The sequence below is a fragment of the Brachybacterium muris genome (assembly GCF_016907455.1).
Lineage (GTDB): Bacteria > Actinomycetota > Actinomycetes > Actinomycetales > Dermabacteraceae > Brachybacterium > Brachybacterium muris.
Window position 1 is genome coordinate 1490997 of the sequence record NZ_JAFBCB010000001.1, and the last position, 16770, is coordinate 1507766.

Below are 16770 nucleotides of genomic sequence, written 5' to 3' on the forward strand. Positions count from 1 at the left end.
ACCTACGGGCGTTCCTGTTTCCGGGGAACGCACCCGTACACGCTTCTACAGATGGGTTGACATGCGTAAAGCCAAGATCGTCTGCACACTCGGTCCGGCGACCAACACGTACGAGCAGATCCGGACGCTGATCGAGTCGGGCATGAACGTCGCCCGGATGAACCTCAGCCACGGCACGTACGACGATCACGAGCAGGTGTACGCGAACATCCGTCGCGCCGCCAAGGACCTCGACCGCAACGTGGCCGTCCTGGTGGACCTCCAGGGTCCGAAGATCCGTCTGGGCAAGTTCGAGAACGGCCCCCACCAGCTCGAGGTGGGCGACACCTTCGTTATCACCACCGATGACATCGTGGGCACCAAGGAGCGCGTCTCCACCACGTTCAAGGGTCTGCCCGGCGACTGCCGCCCCGGCGACGTCCTCCTGATTGACGACGGCAAGGTCACCGTGCGCGTCACCGACGTGAGCGACACCGACGTCACCACCGTGGTGGAGGTGCCCGGACCCGTCTCCAACAACAAGGGCATCAACCTCCCCGGCGTCGCCGTCTCCGTCCCCGCGATGAGCGAGAAGGACATCGCTGATCTCCGCTGGGGCTTGGCCCTCGGCGCCGACATGATCGCCCTGTCCTTCGTGCGCGATGCCCACGACATGGACGACGTGCTGCGCATCATGCAGGAGGAGGGGCGTCGTGTCCCCGTCATCGCGAAGATCGAGAAGCCGCAGGCCGTCCGGGCTCTGCGCTCCATCGTCGGTGCGTTCGACGGCATCATGGTGGCCCGTGGCGACCTCGGCGTCGAGCTGCCGCTGGAGCAGGTGCCCCTGGTCCAGAAGCGCGCCATCGAGCTGGCCCGCCGCAACGCCAAGCCCGTGATCGTGGCCACCCAGGTGCTGGAGTCGATGATCACCAGCCCCCGGCCCACCCGCGCCGAGGCCTCGGACTGCGCCAATGCCATCCTCGACGGTGCCGACGCCGTGATGCTCTCCGGTGAGACCAGCGTGGGCGCCTACCCCTTCGAGGCGGTGCGCACCATGGCGCGCATCATCACCAACACCGAGGAGAACGGCGCCGACCGGATCATGCCGCTGGGCACCATCCCGCACACCCGCGGCGGCGCCATCACCCGCGCGGCCGCCGAGATCGGCGACCAGCTCTCCGCGCAGTACCTGGTGACCTTCACCGAGTCCGGCGACACCGCGCGCCGTCTGGCCCGCCTGCGTCCCACCATCCCCCTGCTGGCCATGACCCCCTACGAGGAGGTCGCCCACCAGCTGGCGCTGTCCTGGGGCATCGAGGCGCACCTGGTGCCGATGCAGAAGGACACCGACGCCATGGTGGGCGTGGTGGACGAGCTGTTGCGCGAGCAGAAGGGTCTGCAGAACAACGACCTGGTCGTGATCGCGGCCGGTTCGCCCCCCGGTGTGCACGGCTCCACCAACTCGCTGCGCGTGCACCGCATCGGTGACCTCTCCGGCACCGAGTCGGCCCGCATCGAGGCCGATCGCATCGCCGCTGGGCCCGAGCAGCAGGCCTGATCAGATCCACTGATCACACGAGAACGGCGGCGCCCGGTCACAGGACCGGGCGCCGCCGTCGTCGAACGGTGCCGGGTGCGGGATTCGAACCCGCACGCCCTCACGGACAGTGCATTTTGAGTGCACCGCGTCTACCGTTCCGCCAACCCGGCGCAGCCGCTGAAGCGGCGCTGGACTAGGATAGCGCTGATGACCACCGGTCAGGACCGGCGGGGTTCCCCCCGTGTCCGACCCCCTCGAACGAGACACAGGGTGACATGAACGACGAGACCCCCACTTCCCCCGACGAAAAGCCCCGCCGCACTGCGATCGTCGCTGAGGACGAGTCCCTGATCCGGATGGACATCGTCGAGACCCTCACCGAGGCCGGCTACGAGGTGATCGCGGCGGTCGGCGATGGCGAGAGCGCCATCACGAAGACCCGCGAGCTGCGTCCCGACGTCGTGGTCATGGACGTGAAGATGCCGCAGGTCGACGGTGTCACCGCGGCCGAGAAGATCGGTGAGGAGTCGCTGGCGCCCGTGGTGATGCTCACCGCGTTCTCGCAGGCTGAACTGGTGGAGCGTGCCCGCGACGCGGGTGCCATGGCCTACGTGGTCAAGCCCTTCACCCCCGCCGACCTGCTGCCCGCGGTGGCGATCGCCATCTCCCGGCACGCACAGATCACCCAGCTCGAGTCCGAGATCCAGGACCTGGGGGAGCGCTTCGAGACCCGCAAGCGCGTGGACCGCGCCAAGGGCCTGCTGCAGACCAACATGGGCCTCAGCGAGCCGGAGGCGTTCCGCTGGATCCAGAAGACCTCCATGGACCGTCGTCTGACCATGCGCGAGGTGGCCGACGCTGTCGTCGACCAGCTCGGCGGGGGCCAGAGCAAGGACTGACCTGCCGCGGGGGAGCGGGGAAGGAGTCGGGGCCATGGCAATCTCGCGTCGTGCGCTGATGAGCTCGCTGGGCGCGAGCGTGCTCGGGGCCGGTGCGCTCAGCGGCTGCGGCGAGGGAGGGCTGCGCGGTCGCGGGCGTCGCAAGAAGACGACCCCGCCGCCGTCGGCCGATCCGCTCGCCGAGCCGGACCAGGCCCTCGTGCTGGGTTCGCTCGGGTCCGCACATGGGCGGTCCAGCACCTTCGAGAAGCAGATCTCCATCGCCGTGGAAGAGGCGATGATCGACGTCAACGCCCGCTGGGAAGGGCTGTTCGGTCACGACGTGACGATGGTGCCCCGCCATGTGATGGCCGACCCCGGTGAGGACATCTCCCAAGCGGTCGCCGCTCTGGCCGACCAGGGCGTCACCGCGGTGATCAGTTCCCTGGACGAGGATGCGCTGCTGGCCGCACTGCCGCACTTCGTCGAGGCGGACATCGCCGTGATCGACGTGTTCACCTCCGGAATGACCCTGAGGGGCCCCGAGGTCGACGCCGCCAACATGCTGACGCGTCTGACGCCGAACAACGACATCATCGCCACGATGATCGTGGATGAGTCCAAGAGCGGGGGCAACTCTCCACGCGTCGGTGCGAGCGGCACGATCGTGTACGTGTCGGAGGAGACCACCCAGGGCAAGGACCTGAAGGACAGGATCGTCCATTTCGGGAACCCGGCCCGTGTGAACGTGGTGGCCGAGCACTTCTACCCATTCGGCGAGATCGGGGACATCGGCGCCATCGTGCAGAAGGTGGTCTCCGCCCACCCCGCGCTGCTCGTGGTCAACAGCGGTGCCGAGGCCGGCCCGTTGCTCTCCGCCCTTCACGAGGCCACCCTGGACGAGGGCAACCGCCCCACCATCGAGATCCCGGTGCGCTTGAGCCCTGCGGCCACCGTCGACTACACCAAGGACGAGCTCGCTCCCGAGTGCCTCACCCGCGCCACCGGCTGGGAGCCCGGCGGCGAGCTGACCGATGATCACATCAACATGATGCTGGACCGCGACCGCAATCTGCTGGAGCTGGGCTACGCCTACTCCCAGCAGGCGTACGACGCCGTCGTCCTTGCCTGCCTCGCCGCGCAGAACGGTCTGTCCACCAAGGGCTCGAGCATCGCGGCCAATGTGCAGAAGGTTCTCACCGGCGACGCGGAGTGCACCGACTACGGCTTGTGCCGCCAGACCCTGCGCGATGAGCTCGCGAACGGGTCGCGCGGAACGATCGCCTACCAGGGTCGTACCGGTGCACTGGAAGTCGGCGGCGTCGGGGATGCGGCCAAGGGCAGCATGCGCACCTACACGTTCGGACCGGCCGGCGCACTGATCGCCGGCTCCGCCACCACGTTTGACTCATCGCAGTGACGCGCTGCGGTCGGCGGGGTCAGCGCGGCGGCAGCAGCATGGTGGAGACGATGACGGTGCTCAGCAGAGTGCCCCTGTCGTCGTGCACCTCCACCAGGTAGGTCGCCACCTGACGCCCCGCGTGGCGCACCGTGCAGGTAGCGGTCACCACACCGTCCCGCGCTGAGCGATGGTGCGTCGCGGCGACATTGGTGCCCACCGCCTGCGCGCCCTCGCCATGCACGGATCGGGCCTGCATGATCGCTGCCAGGGAAGCGATGGTCTCAGCCAGGGCGATGGTGGCGCCGCCGTGCAGTAGTCCGGCGGGCTGCGTGTTCCCCGCGACGGGCATGGTCATGGTGCCGCCGTCGGATCCCAGGGTCAGCACTTCCATGCCGCATCGCTCCACCAGGGTGCCCGCCATCAGCGGGGCGAGTCGGGCGGGGTCCGGCACCGGATCAGCAGTCTCAGGGGGCGCGTTCTCAGCCATGGGGACAGCTTTCCACAGTCACCGCCCGGTGCCGCTGTCATGGGAGACTGCTCCCCATGAGTGCGAGCGGAGCCAATGAGCAGCGGATCCTCCTCATCGACGGGCATGCGATGGCCTTCCGGGCATTCTTCGCCCTGCCTGCCGATGGGTTCAGCGACGGGCGCGGGCAGGCCACCAATGCGGTGTACGGCTTCACCCGGATGATCATTAACGTGGTCGCCTCCGAGCAGCCCACCCATGTGGCGGTCGCCTTCGACCTGCCCGGCGGGACCTTCCGCGACCGCATCTACGACCAGTACAAGGCCGGCCGCGAGGTCACCCCGCCGGAGTTCCACGGCCAGATCGCCCTGATCCAGCAGGTGCTGGATGCTCTCGGCGTCTCCTGGTTCACGGTGGAGGACTACGAGGCCGACGACATCATCGCCACCCTCGCCACTCGCACTGCCGCCGAGGGCGGCCAGGCCCTGATCGTCACCTCCGACCGTGACTCGATCCAGCTGGTGGGTGAGAACGTCACCCTGCTGCAGCCCATCAAGGGCGTCACCGAGATGCGGCGCATGGACCCGGCGGCGGTGGAGGAGAAGTATGGCATCCCTCCGGAGCGGTACCCCGATCTCGCCGCCCTGGTGGGGGAGAGCGCGGACAACCTGCCCGGCGTCCCCGGAGTGGGGCCCAAGACCGCCGCGAAGTGGATCACCGCCTACGGCGACCTGCAGGGGATCCTCGCCCACGCCGAGGAGATCAAGGGCAAGGCCGGGCAGTCGCTGCGCGACAACGTCGAGGCCGTGGAGCGGAACCGCCGGATGAACGCCGCGGTCACCGATCTCGAGCTGCCCCAGGACCCGGAGCGCTACTCGCTGGGCCGCGGTGACGCGGTGGCCCTGAACGCCGTGTTCGACGAGCTCGCCTTCGGGCCGACCATCCGCAAGGACGTGCCGGCGGTGCTGCTGGCCGACGGGGAGAGCGCCTCGACGGTCCCGGAGCGCGAGCTGCCTGCCCTGCAGCAGCCCACCGGGGAGCAGGTCGCCGAGGTCCTGGCCCGTGACTTCGCGGCGGGGGCAGCCCTGGTGATCGACGGCAGGTGGGAGCTCGGGCAGGGAGATGCGAGCGCGCTGGCCCTGGCCACCGACGACGCCCTGGCAGTGATCGATCTGGTGGATCTCGACGACACCGCCGAGCGGGCCCTGGCCACGTGGCTCGCCGATCCCGCGATCGCCAAGACCGCGCACGACACCAAGCTCGCCACCCATCAGCTGCGCGGCCGGGGCCTCGACGTCGCCGGCTGGAGCACCGACCTGGCGATCGCCGAGTTCCTGTGCCGCCCCGATCAGCGGCCCACGGACCTCGCCGGTCTCGCCATGCGCCACCTCCAGGAGGACCTCCAGGTCACCTCGGCCGCGGTGCAGCAGGAGCTGGACCTGGACCAGGACGAGTCCGGCAAGGACACCCTGGCCCGTGCCGCAGACGCCGTAGCACGTCTGGGGACCACCCTCCGCGAGGACCTCGAGCAACATGCCGCCGTGGAGCTGCACGACGACCTCGAACTGCCGCTGGCCCGGGTGATCGGCGTCATGGAGGCCACCGGTATCGCGGTGGACGACGACGTGCTCGCCGAGCTCGATGCCCAGCACGAGGCAGAGCAGGAACGGGTCGCGGAGTCGGCGTTCTCGCACCTGGGCGGTGACCGCATCAACCTGGGGTCCCCGAAGCAGCTGCAGGAAGTGCTGTTCGACCGCCTCGGCATGCCGAGGACCCGCCGCACCAAGACCGGGTTCTCCACCGATGCGGAATCGCTGGCGGATCTGCACGAGAAGACCCAGCACCCGTTCCTGACCGACCTGCTGGCCCACCGCGATGTGACCAAGATGCGTCAGATCATCGACACGCTGCGTCGCTTCATCTCGCCGACAGGTCGGATCCACACCACCTTCCACCAGAACATCGCCGCCACCGGGCGGTTGTCCTCGAACAACCCGAACCTGCAGAACATCCCCACCCGCACCGAGGAGGGCCGGCGGATCCGCTCCGCCTTCCGCGCCTCCGACGGCTTCGAGTCGCTGATGACAGCGGACTACTCGCAGATCGAGATGCGCATCATGGCGCACCTGTCGGAGGACGAGGGCCTGATCGAGGCATTCCGTTCCGGTGAGGACCTGCACCGGTACGTCGCCTCGAAGGTGTTCGACGTGGCCCCGGAGGACGTGGACGGCGCGATGCGCTCCAAGACGAAGGCGGTGAGCTACGGCCTCGCCTACGGCCTGAGCGCCTTCGGGCTGGCACGTCAGCTGCGGATCTCCCAGGCGGAGGCCACGGCCCTGCGCGACGGGTACTTCGAGCGCTTCGGCGGGGTGCGGGACTACCTGCGCGAGAGCGTGGAGAAGGCCCGCGCCATCGGGTACACCGAGACCATCCTGGGCCGCCGCAGGCCGCTGCCGGACCTCACCAGTGACAACCGCCAGCGCCGGGAGAACGCGGAGCGGGTGGCACTGAACTCCCCGATCCAGGGCAGCGCGGCCGATATCATCAAGCTCGCCATGCTGCGCGTGGACGAGGGGCTGCGCGATGCCGGGCTCACCTCCCGGGTACTGCTCCAGGTGCACGACGAACTGGTCCTGGACGTCGCCCCCGGTGAGGAGGAGCAGCTGCGGGAGGTCGTTGCAGCCGGTATGGGCTCCGCGTACGAGCTGTCGGTGCCGCTCGAGGTGGGCATCGGCGTGGGTCCGAACTGGCTGGCCGCCGCGCACTGATCAGCCCCGCTCAACCCGTCACGGCGCGCTTGGTCCTTGCCCGGGTTGAACCCACCCCCCTGGACGACACTCCTGCCGCTCCTGCTGCGACGTGCCGCTGAGCCATGTCGACTCGCCGTTCTCACGCTGCGGTGGTGAGGGTGGCGTTCAGGAGGGTGTCGACGCAGTCGGCGAGGCGGAAGCCGTAGCCGCCGGTGGTGCCGGTGATGCGGTCGGGGTGCCCGGTGGGTTCGGGCATGTCAGGGGTGGTGGGGGTGTGGGTGATGTGTTCGAGCATGGCGGGCCAGCGGGCGGTGACGGGCCGGCCGTGCTGGTCGATCACGGTGTAGCGGGGCAGGTGCGGAGCCGCGGGCTGGTCCTTCATGGGGACGAGGTGGTGGCCGCCCTCGTGGACGATCACGTGGTGGCGACGGCACAGCAGTGCCAGGCCGTCGATGTCGGTGGTGCCGCCCTCGGACCACGGGGTGACGTGGTGCGCGTCGAGGTGGCGGGACTGGTGACAGCCGGGGAAGCTGCAGGTGCGGTCCCGAAGGCGCAGGGCCCGACGCTGCGCAGGTGAGGCAAGGCGTCGTGACCTCCCCAGGTGGAGGATCTCGCCGGTGTCGCTGGTGATCTGCAGCGCGATCTTCCCGGTGCAGGCCAGACGCTCGGCGGTCGCCGGTTCGAGCGGGGCGTCGTGACCGACGACGTGGCAGAGGGGCGGGGACGTGGTGGGGTGCGGAGGCGTTCCCGCGGGAACGCTGCGGGTGAGGGCATCGGCGCTGACCTGGACGATCACCAGGTGACGGTCCTCGCCGCAGCGGTCGGTGGGAGCCTGCTCGAGGTAGCCGCGAGCCACGTGCACAAGCGCGTCGGCCTTCCGCTGCTCCACGGTGGGGGTCACGGTCGCCTCCGCGGCACGGGCGGCGAGGTCCTGGGCGTCAGCCTCGTCAACGTCGTCGGTGTCGCGGGGTGCATCGTGGCCGTCGCGGGCCAGGGCGGTGAGGAGTTCGGCGCCTTCTTCGGGTGGGAGTATCGCGCGGATCTCGATCATGCCGTCCTCTCTCGTCATCCAGCGGGCCTGGCGGATCGCGTCCTGGCCCAGCCGGGCCCCGTCCACTGCACGGAAGCTGGAGAGGGTACGGGCCAGTTGGGAGGCGGTCATCGCACACGCGAGGTCCACCAGGACCGTTTCGTCGACGCGGTCGGCGACCCGGGTCATCTCCCGCACCTTCGAGTAGGACAGGCGGCCCTGACTGAACGCGGCGACCGTCAGCGGCATCCCGGGCAGGGCGCGGGCAATGCGGACGTGCTCGCGTGCGGTGCCGGGGGACATGGAGCAGGCCCAGGACAGCCAGTGCGCGGTGGATTTCAGGCCGGCGTACCAGCCGGTGCCTTCCCGCTGGTCGAACTCGGCGAGCATGAGCAGGAACTGGCAGGTGGCCTCCGCGATCAACGCAGCCTGCTGCTGGATCCTGTCGCCGAGCGCTTCTGCGTCGGCACGTGCGAGACGCGCGGGCCCGGAGCTTGAAGGAGCGGGTTTGGTAGTCGGGTCGACGTGGGTAGGTCGGCTGCCGGTGTCGGGTGAGTGGCAAGCGTCCGTGTAGGGCGGGTCGGTGGTGAGAGTCATCGTCGTCTCCCGTCAAACGCCCAGCCCCCTGTACGGGCCAGGTCACGAGAGACCAGTCCACCAACCACCCCCGACAATCGAACCATTCCCGGCACGGGTGTGGACGACCCGCCTGTGGGGAGGAGCCGCGAGCTAGCGGTCCAAGGCCCTCAGGTACCGATCCGTGATCCGGTCCTGGATCTTCTCGGCCACGAAAGGGAAGCTCCGGGCGAGCCGGAACGCGGGCGCGGAGGTCACAGCGATGGTGAACCGGATACGGCCGTCGGCCTCCCGCTCCAGCAGGAATCCCTCGAGCCCGGTCTCCACGTGACCGGGCAGGGTGCCATAGGTGAAACCGGCGCGGTCGGCCTCGTCGATCACGCTGGTGACGCGGCACGGCACACGCAGCGAGAGGGCACCGGGTCCGAGCCGCAGCTGGACCACGCCGCCCTCCCGGACCCGGGGATCCGAGGTGAGGACCGTGAGCCCGGAGCGTGCCTGCACCTGCCAGCCGAGGAGATCCTCCACAGCGCCGGGGAAGTCCCTGCGCCTGAGCATCACGGACCGCACCAGCCGACGGTGGCCAGGATGGTCGAGGCCGGCGGCGGTGAGCCCCGCGGCGACCGCGAACGGGGCCGAACGCAGCCGCGACTGGATGCGGGGCGGAAGGGGACGGACGAGCATCGCCCTAGCGTGGCACGGGGACCTGCTCACGGGGACGAAGCTCACACGCATCGGCCCCGGAGGACATCGATCTACCCGTGCCTGTTAGCCGGAAGCCTGATAGGGTTGTTCAGGTCTGTGCTCAGCCGTGCCCGGATGCCTCTCGGGGCTCCGGCACGAGGATCCTTCCCGAGGGTTCATCGGCCGAGTCGCGGACCGGCCCACCCGGGCCGAGCATGCAACTGACCCTACTCATTTCCTGTCCCGACGGAGTTCTCGACTACATGACCGACACCACCACCCCCCAGATCGCCATCAACGACATCGGTAGCGCCGAAGACCTCATGGCCGCCATCGATTCGACCATCAAGTACTTCAACGATGGCGACATCGTCGAGGGCACCGTGGTGAAGGTGGATCACGACGAGGTCCTGCTGGACATCGGCTACAAGACCGAGGGCGTCATCCCCTCGCGCGAGCTGTCCATCAAGCACGACGTCGATCCCGGCGAGGTCGTCGGCGTCGGCGACGAGATCGAGGCCCTGGTCCTCCAGAAGGAGGATAAGGAAGGCCGCCTGATCCTGTCCAAGAAGCGCGCCCAGTACGAGCGCGCCTGGGGCACCATCGAGCAGATCAAGGAAGACGAGGGCGTCGTCACCGGCCACGTCATCGAGGTCGTCAAGGGTGGCCTCATCGTCGACATCGGCCTGCGCGGCTTCCTCCCCGCCTCCCTCGTGGAGATGCGCCGCGTGCGCGACCTGCAGCCCTACGTGGGCCAGGAGATCGAGGCGAAGATCATCGAGCTCGACAAGAACCGCAACAATGTGGTGCTGTCCCGCCGCGCCTACCTGGAGGAGACCCAGTCCGCGGTCCGCTCCGACTTCCTGCAGACCCTGCAGAAGTCCCAGGTGCGCGAGGGTGTCGTATCCTCCATCGTCAACTTCGGCGCCTTCGTGGACCTCGGCGGCGTCGACGGCCTGGTGCACGTCTCCGAGCTGTCCTGGAAGCACATCGACCACCCCTCCGAGGTCGTCGAGGTGGGCCAGAAGGTCAAGGTCGAGGTCCTGGACGTCGACATGGACCGCGAGCGTGTCTCCCTGTCGCTGAAGGCGACCCAGGAGGACCCGTGGCAGCTGTTCGCCCGCACCCACGCCATCGGCGAGGTCGTGCCCGGCAAGGTCACCAAGCTGGTTCCCTTCGGTGCGTTCGTGCGCGTCGAGGACGGCATCGAGGGCCTGGTGCACATCTCCGAGCTGGCTCAGCGCCACGTGGATCTGCCCGAGCAGGTCGTCACCGTGGACCAGGACGTCTTCGTCAAGGTCATTGACATCGACCTCGAGCGTCGTCGCATCTCCCTGTCGCTGAAGCAGGCCAACGAGGGTGTGGATCCCGAGGGTGACGACACCACCTTCGACCCGGCGCTGTACGGCATGGCCGCCGAGTACGACGAGAACGGCGAGTACAAGTACCCCGAGGGCTTCGACCCGGAGACCAACGAGTGGCTCGAGGGCTACGACACCCAGCGCGAGGAGTGGGAGGCCCAGTACGCGGCCGCCTACGAGCGCTGGAACGCCCACAAGGCCCAGGTCGCCGAGGCCATCAAGGCCGACGAGGAGTCCGCGAACGCTCCGGCCGCCGCGACCACCTCGTCCTCGTCCTCCTCGGAGTCCGCTGCTCCGGCGAGCCAGTCGTCCTACCAGTCCTCCTCCTCGGACGAGGGCACCCTGGCATCGGACGAGGCCCTGGCCGCGCTGCGCGCCAAGCTCACCGGCAACTGATCAGGACCTGATCCCACCGGTGCCCACGGCACCGGGACGACGGGGCGTCACCTTCGGGTGGCGCCCCGTCCTCGTGTGCGAGACTACCGGTATGAACACCGCGCTCGAGGACCGTCCCATCCACTCCTGGCTCACCGACATGGACGGCGTGCTCGTCCACGAGGAGCAGGCCCTGCCCGGTGCCGCCGAGTTCATCACCGAGCTGCGCCGACTGGGCCGCCGCTTCCTGGTGCTCACCAACAACTCCATGTTCACCCCGCGTGACCTCCGGGCCCGCCTCGCCCGCGCCGGGATCGACGTGGACGAGGACTCCCTGTGGACCAGCGCCCTGGCCACCGCGCAGTTCCTGTCCGAGCAGTCCCCGGGCGGCACCGCCTACGTGATCGGCGAGGCCGGGCTCACCAGCGCCATGCACGACGCGGGTTTCATCCTCTCGGACGTGGACGTGGAGTTCGTGGTGCTGGGGGAGACCCGCACCTACTCTTTCGAGGCGATCACCCGCGCGATCCGACTGGTGGGTGAGGGCGCGAAGTTCATCGCCACCAACCCCGACGTCACCGGACCGAGCCCCGCCGGGCCGCTTCCCGCCACCGGTGCGGTGGCCGCCATGATCACCGCCGCCACCGGCATCGAGCCCTACTACGTGGGCAAGCCCAACCCGTTGATGATGCGCACCGCCCTGAACCGGATCGAGGCGCACTCCGAGACCACCGTGATGATCGGCGACCGCATGGACACCGATGTGAAATCCGGGCTCGAGGCCGGCATGCGGTCGATCCTGGTGCTCACGGGCTCCACCCGCGAGGAGGCCATCACCTCCTTCCCCTTCCGCCCCACCACCGTGCTCCCGTCGATCGCCGAGGTGGCGTCGCTGGTGGAACGCACCGCGCCCACCCGGGAGCAGGAGCTCGGGGAGGACTGACCCTCCCGGCGCTCACCCACTGCGTGGACCTGCGGAACCGCCCACGGGCGGACGTGGAAGAATCGCCCCCATGCTGCGCTGGCTCACGGCCGGGGAATCCCACGGCCCCTCTCTCATCGCCCTGCTCGACGGCGTCCCCGCCGGGATCGAGCTGACCACCCAGGACCTGCGGGACGCCCTCGCGCGTCGCCGCCTCGGCCACGGCCGCGGCTCCCGCCAGAAGTTCGAGCAGGACGCGCTCACCGTCCACGGCGGCCTGCGGCACGGCCGCACCCTCGGCTCGCCCCTGGCGATCGAGATCGCCAACTCCGAATGGCCCAAGTGGGAGAAGGTGATGAGCGCCGACCCGGTGGCCCGCGAGGACCTGATGATCGACGCCGGCACCGGCGACGAGCGCGAGATCGCCCGCAACCGTCCCCTGACCAGGCCCCGGCCCGGGCACGCGGACCTTGCCGGCATGCTCAAGTACGGCTTCACCGAGGCCCGACCGGTGCTCGAGCGCGCCAGCGCCCGGGAGACCGCCGCCCGCGTCGTCGCCGGTCGCGTGGCCGCCGCGATCCTCGAGCAGACCGCCGGGATCCGCCTGGTCTCCCACACCCTGTCCGTCGGCCCCGTGCGCGTGCCGGACGACGCCGCGCTGCCCACCCCCGAAGACGTCACCGCGCTCGATGCGGACCCCCTGCGCTGCTTCCACCCGGCCACCTCCGAGGCGATGGTCGCCGAGGTCGATGCCGCCAAGGCCGACGGCGACACCCTGGGCGGTGTGGTGGAAGTGCTCGCCTACGGCGTCCCCGTGGGCCTGGGCTCCCACACCCAGTGGGACCGCCGGCTGGACGGGAAACTCGCCCAGGCGATCATGTCCATCCAGGCGATGAAGGGCGTGGAGATCGGTGACGGCTTCGCCACCGCCGCCCGCCGTGGCTCCGCCGCCCACGACGAGATCCTGACCGGGGACGGCACAGACGGGGCCGACGGCACCACCCGCCGCGAGTCCAACCGCGCCGGTGGCCTCGAGGGCGGCATCAGCAACGGCCAGGTCATCCGGGTGCGCGGGGCGCTGAAGCCCATCTCCACGGTGCCCCGGGCCCTGCGCACCGTGGACGTGGTCACCGGCGAGCAGACCACCGCCAATCACCAGCGCTCCGACGTGTGCGCCGTTGCGCCCGCCGCGGTGATCGCCGAGGCCGTGGTTGCCCTTGCCCTCGTGGATGCGCTGCTGGAGAAGACCGGCGGGGACAGTGTGGCCGAGATCCGTGCCCATCTCACCGGCACCGAGCAGCTGCAGGCAAGCCTGCTGCAGCGGGAGGACCGGTGAGCTCCACCGCCCTCAGCGCGGTGCTGATCGGACCGATGGCGGCCGGGAAGACGGCCGTGGGCCGGGAGCTCGCCCGGCGTCTCAGGGAGCCCTTCGCCGACCTGGACGCCCTGATCGTCGAGGCCGCCGGGAAGTCGATCCCCGAGATCTTCGCCGAGGACGGGGAGGGGTACTTCCGGGACCTGGAGGCGCGATTGCTGGCCGAAGCGCTCGTGGCCCGCACCGGAGTGCTGGCTCTCGGCGGTGGGGCGCCGGTCCGCTTCGAGTCCGGCGATCTGCTGCGCGGGGGGCCCGTGGTGCTGCTCCGGGTCGACGAGGAGACCGTGGCGACGCGCCTGCGCCGCACCCAGGACCGCCCGATGCTGGTCGGTGAGGACCCGATGCAGCGCTGGCGTGACATCACAGCCGAGCGCATGCCCCACTACCGCGACGTGGCCCGCTGGGTCGTCGACACGCACCGCCAGCCCCCAGCGGCCCTCGCGCGCCGCATCCACGACCTGATCCGTGAGGATCCCCCGAAGGAGACCGCATGAGCACCACCGTCATCCCTGTCACCACCCCCACCGGCGGCTACGAGGTACTGGTGGGCCGCGGGCTGCTGGGCAGCATCGCCGACCACGTGCCCGCTCGGGTGCGGCGCATCGTGGTGGTCCACCAGCCCTCCCTGCGCGGCGTCGCAGAGGAGGTGCGTGAGCAGCTTTCCACCGACGGCCGGCAGGCGTTCCTGGCCGAGGTTCCCGACGGTGAGGAGGCCAAGACCGCGCAGGTGGCCGGTTTCCTGTGGCAGGTGGCCGGGCAGGCCGAGATCGGCCGCACCGACCTTTTCGTGGGGCTCGGAGGCGGCGCCGCGACGGACCTGGCCGGTTTCGTGGCCGCTACCTGGCTGCGAGGCGTGGACGTGCTGCAGGTCCCCACCACCGTGGCCGCGATGGTCGATGCCGCGGTGGGAGGCAAGACGGGCATCAACACCTCCGAGGGCAAGAACCTGGTGGGCTCCTTCCACCCGCCGATCGCCGTGATCGAGGACCTCGACGTGCTCGCTGGGCTCGGCACCAATGACGTCACCGCCGGTCTCGCCGAAGCGGTCAAGGCCGGTTTCATCGAGGACCAGCGGATACTCGAGATCGTCGAAGCCGATCCGGCGGCCGCCCTGGATACCGGCTCCGATCAGTTCCGGGAGATCGTGGAGCGGGCCATCGCGGTCAAGGCCCGGGTGGTCTCGGCCGACCTGCGCGAGGCCGGGGAGAGGGAGATCCTCAACTACGGGCACACCCTCGCCCACGCCATCGAGCGCAACGAGCGGTACCTGTGGCGCCACGGTGCGGCCGTGTCCGTGGGGATGATGTTCGCCGCCGAGCTGTCCCACCTGGCCGGCAAGCTGTCCGAGGCCGAGGTGGACCGTCACCGGGAGATCCTCACCTCCCTGGGGCTGCCGGTCACCTACCGCGGCCGCCAGTGGCCCAAGCTCGAGGACTCGATCAAGCGCGACAAGAAGACCCGCGCCGGGCTGCTGCGATTCGTGGTGCTGGACCGCATCGGTCGCGCATCCCGCCTCGAGGGCCCGGATCCGGCGCTGCTGCTGTCCGCCTACGCCGCGATCACCGAGGACTGAGCGTGACGGCCACCGTGCGAGTGCCCGGGCGCAGCATCGTGCTGGGGGAGGGCAGGCCCGAGATCATCGTGCCACTGACCGGTGCGGACATCACCCGCGTGCTGGAGCAGGTGGAGTTGGCCCTGGAGGCCCCGGCACGGATCCTGGAGTGGCGCATCGACCTGTACCGCCAGGAGCTCGATGCCGTGCAGCACCGCGCCGAGGTCCTGGCGGCGCTACCCGCGGTGAGGGGGGCGATGGGGGAGAAGCATGCCCTGCTGGTCACGCTGCGCACCTCGGCCGAGGGCGGGGCGCGCGAGGTGAGCGACCAGGGGCTCGCTGAGATGCTCGAAGCCGTGATCGCCTCCGGCCACACCGATCTGGTGGACGTGGAGACCTCGCGGGGGGCCGAGGTAGTGGCGCACGTGGTGGCGGCCGCCCGGGAACAGGGTGTGCTGGTCGTCGGCTCCTTCCACGACTTCGACGCGACCCCGGGGGAGGACGAGCTGGTGGAGCTGCTGCGCTCCCAGCGCCGCGCAGGGGCCGACGTGCCCAAGATCGCTGTGACACCCCGCCATGCCAATGATGTGCTGCGGCTGCTCGCCGCGAGCCTGCGGGTCGCGGCCGACGGCGACGGTCCGCACATCGCCATCAGCATGGGCACGCTCGGTGCGGTCAGCCGGGTCGCGGCCGAGGTCTTCGGATCCGCGGCGACATTCGCGACCGTCGGGGACGCGGCGCAGGGAGGGGCCTCGGCGCCCGGTCAGCTCGCTGCCCGGGACGTGGAGCGGATGCTGGAACTGCTTCGACCCTGAGGGCTCCTCAGTGCCCGATGGGGTTCGGGATCTCGTTGCCCTCATCGTCCCGCCGGACCCACTGGTCCTCATCCGAGGCCATCTCTTCGTCGACCTTCTGCTCCACCTTCTCGTCGACCTTCTCCTCGACCTTCTGCGTGATCTCCTCGTCGACGGGGTCCTCGGCATCCGCCTCGGGGATCAGGTCCGGGCCGTCCTCGCCGAGCACGCGACGCGCGTACTCCTCGGCCGACTCCTCGAACGCGGTGTCGTCGGCCAGGTCGTCCTCATTGGCGGCCACGACGGAGATGGCGCCGGTCTCCTTGGCCACCTTCGCGCGCTCGGCCCGACGGATGCGGCGCACCATCGCCTTCAGCTGCGAGGCCGACATCGTCACCTCCCATTCGCTGTGCGCCGGAAGCGTCCAGCGCCGCCAGGCCGCCACCATCGCGAGGCCCGCGCCGGCCGCGACGGCCACCAGCACCCATGACGCGTCCAGCCCCAGGGCCACCACGGCCCAGGTGAGCACCGCGGTGACCAGGGCACCGGTGGCGTACAGGGGGCCGCCGCCGAACACCGCCGGGATGCGACCCACCATCACGTCACGCAGGATGCCGCCGCCGGTGGCGCTGGCGAGGCCCAGCAGGATCGCCGGAAGCACGTCCAGGCCGTACCCCAGGGACTTGGCGGTGCCGGTCGCAGCCCACAGGCCCATGGCGGTGATGTCCGTGGCGGTCACGATCCGGCGCCACCAGTGATGCTCGGAGTTCACCACGAAGGAGAAGGCGGACCCGGCCAGGGCGCAGGTGAGGTACCAGGGACCGGAGAACGCGGCCGGGACGCCGTAGTCGAGGATCAGGTCTCGCACCAGGCCCCCGCCGAGACCGGCGATGATCCCGATGATCGCGAAGCCCACCACATCGAAGTTCAGCCGCGCAGCGAGACCGCCGGCGGCCACGCCCATCACGAACACCCCGATGAGGTCGAGAGCGCGCAGGACGTCGTTGGTGATCAGCAGTTCGAGGGGATCCACAGGACGACGGTAGTGCCCATCCGCAGATCGTGTCAGAGGCGCCCGGCTGGCAC

Annotated in this window: 14 protein-coding genes and 1 tRNA gene; 10 read left to right on the forward strand and 5 right to left on the reverse strand. The window is 69.9% G+C overall.

Features of this window, described 5'->3' with window-relative positions; all coding sequences use genetic code 11:
- Positions 1–61: 61 nt before the first annotated feature.
- A complete protein-coding gene (gene pyk / locus JOD52_RS06875; RefSeq protein ID WP_017823598.1) occupies positions 62–1537 on the forward strand; it encodes a pyruvate kinase in 1476 nt (491 codons plus the stop codon).
- 69 nt (positions 1538–1606) lie between these two features.
- Here pyk and JOD52_RS06880 read toward each other — a convergent pair.
- Positions 1607–1689 (reverse strand) — tRNA-Leu (locus JOD52_RS06880).
- A gap of 105 nt (positions 1690–1794) precedes the next feature.
- Here JOD52_RS06880 and JOD52_RS06885 point away from each other — a divergent pair.
- Positions 1795–2418 carry an ANTAR domain-containing response regulator gene (locus JOD52_RS06885; protein ID WP_017823597.1) on the forward strand — a complete coding sequence of 208 codons (624 nt, stop codon included), beginning with the start codon at positions 1795–1797 and terminating at the stop codon, positions 2416–2418.
- Positions 2419–2452: 34 nt separating this feature from the next.
- Positions 2453–3817 (forward strand): ABC transporter substrate-binding protein, encoded by a 1365-nt coding sequence (locus JOD52_RS06890; protein ID WP_204409163.1) that lies wholly within the window; start codon positions 2453–2455, stop codon positions 3815–3817.
- A gap of 19 nt (positions 3818–3836) precedes the next feature.
- On the opposite strand, the gene JOD52_RS06895 is transcribed toward JOD52_RS06890, so the two are convergent.
- Complete coding sequence (locus tag JOD52_RS06895) at positions 3837–4286, reverse strand: hotdog fold thioesterase (RefSeq protein WP_017823595.1); 450 nt, start codon at positions 4284–4286, stop codon at positions 3837–3839.
- A 56-nt stretch (positions 4287–4342) separates the two neighbouring features.
- Between JOD52_RS06895 and polA the strand changes: the two genes are divergently transcribed.
- The gene (gene polA / locus JOD52_RS06900; RefSeq protein ID WP_204409164.1) at positions 4343–7033 is read left to right on the forward strand and encodes a DNA polymerase I; all 2691 of its coding nucleotides are present in this window, start codon (positions 4343–4345) and stop codon (positions 7031–7033) included.
- 121 nt (positions 7034–7154) lie between these two features.
- Here polA and JOD52_RS06905 read toward each other — a convergent pair whose 3' ends face one another.
- Both JOD52_RS06905 and JOD52_RS06910 read right to left on the reverse strand, forming a co-directional pair.
- A complete protein-coding gene (locus JOD52_RS06905; protein ID WP_204409165.1) occupies positions 7155–8468 on the reverse strand; it encodes an HNH endonuclease signature motif containing protein in 1314 nt (437 codons plus the stop codon).
- Between the two features lie 306 nt (positions 8469–8774).
- Positions 8775–9305: a DUF1990 family protein gene (locus JOD52_RS06910; RefSeq protein WP_204409166.1), complete on the reverse strand. Its 531-nt coding sequence runs from the start codon at positions 9303–9305 to the stop codon at positions 8775–8777.
- Positions 9306–9568: 263 nt separating this feature from the next.
- Between JOD52_RS06910 and rpsA the strand changes: the two genes are divergently transcribed.
- The 6 genes from rpsA to aroD all read left to right on the forward strand — a co-directional run bounded on the left by rpsA (position 9569) and on the right by aroD (position 15705).
- Positions 9569–11062 (forward strand): 30S ribosomal protein S1, encoded by a 1494-nt coding sequence (gene rpsA, locus JOD52_RS06915; protein ID WP_204409167.1) that lies wholly within the window; start codon positions 9569–9571, stop codon positions 11060–11062.
- A gap of 91 nt (positions 11063–11153) precedes the next feature.
- Positions 11154–11984: an HAD-IIA family hydrolase gene (locus JOD52_RS06920; RefSeq protein WP_204409168.1), complete on the forward strand. Its 831-nt coding sequence runs from the start codon at positions 11154–11156 to the stop codon at positions 11982–11984.
- Positions 11985–12054: 70 nt separating this feature from the next.
- Positions 12055–13299, forward strand: a complete 1245-nt coding sequence (gene aroC, locus JOD52_RS06925; RefSeq protein ID WP_017822650.1) for a chorismate synthase — start codon at positions 12055–12057, stop codon at positions 13297–13299.
- Positions 13296–13832 carry a shikimate kinase gene (locus tag JOD52_RS06930; protein ID WP_204409169.1) on the forward strand — a complete coding sequence of 179 codons (537 nt, stop codon included), beginning with the start codon at positions 13296–13298 and terminating at the stop codon, positions 13830–13832. Before aroC ends, JOD52_RS06930 begins: the two co-directional genes overlap by 4 nt.
- The gene (gene aroB / locus JOD52_RS06935) at positions 13829–14911 is read left to right on the forward strand and encodes a 3-dehydroquinate synthase (protein ID WP_204409170.1); all 1083 of its coding nucleotides are present in this window, start codon (positions 13829–13831) and stop codon (positions 14909–14911) included. Before JOD52_RS06930 ends, aroB begins: the two co-directional genes overlap by 4 nt.
- A 2-nt stretch (positions 14912–14913) precedes the next feature.
- A complete protein-coding gene (gene aroD / locus JOD52_RS06940) occupies positions 14914–15705 on the forward strand; it encodes a type I 3-dehydroquinate dehydratase (protein ID WP_017822647.1) in 792 nt (263 codons plus the stop codon).
- A gap of 7 nt (positions 15706–15712) precedes the next feature.
- On the opposite strand, the gene JOD52_RS06945 is transcribed toward aroD, so the two are convergent.
- Positions 15713–16717: a trimeric intracellular cation channel family protein gene (locus JOD52_RS06945; protein ID WP_017822646.1), complete on the reverse strand. Its 1005-nt coding sequence runs from the start codon at positions 16715–16717 to the stop codon at positions 15713–15715.
- Positions 16718–16770: the final 53 nt, after the last annotated feature.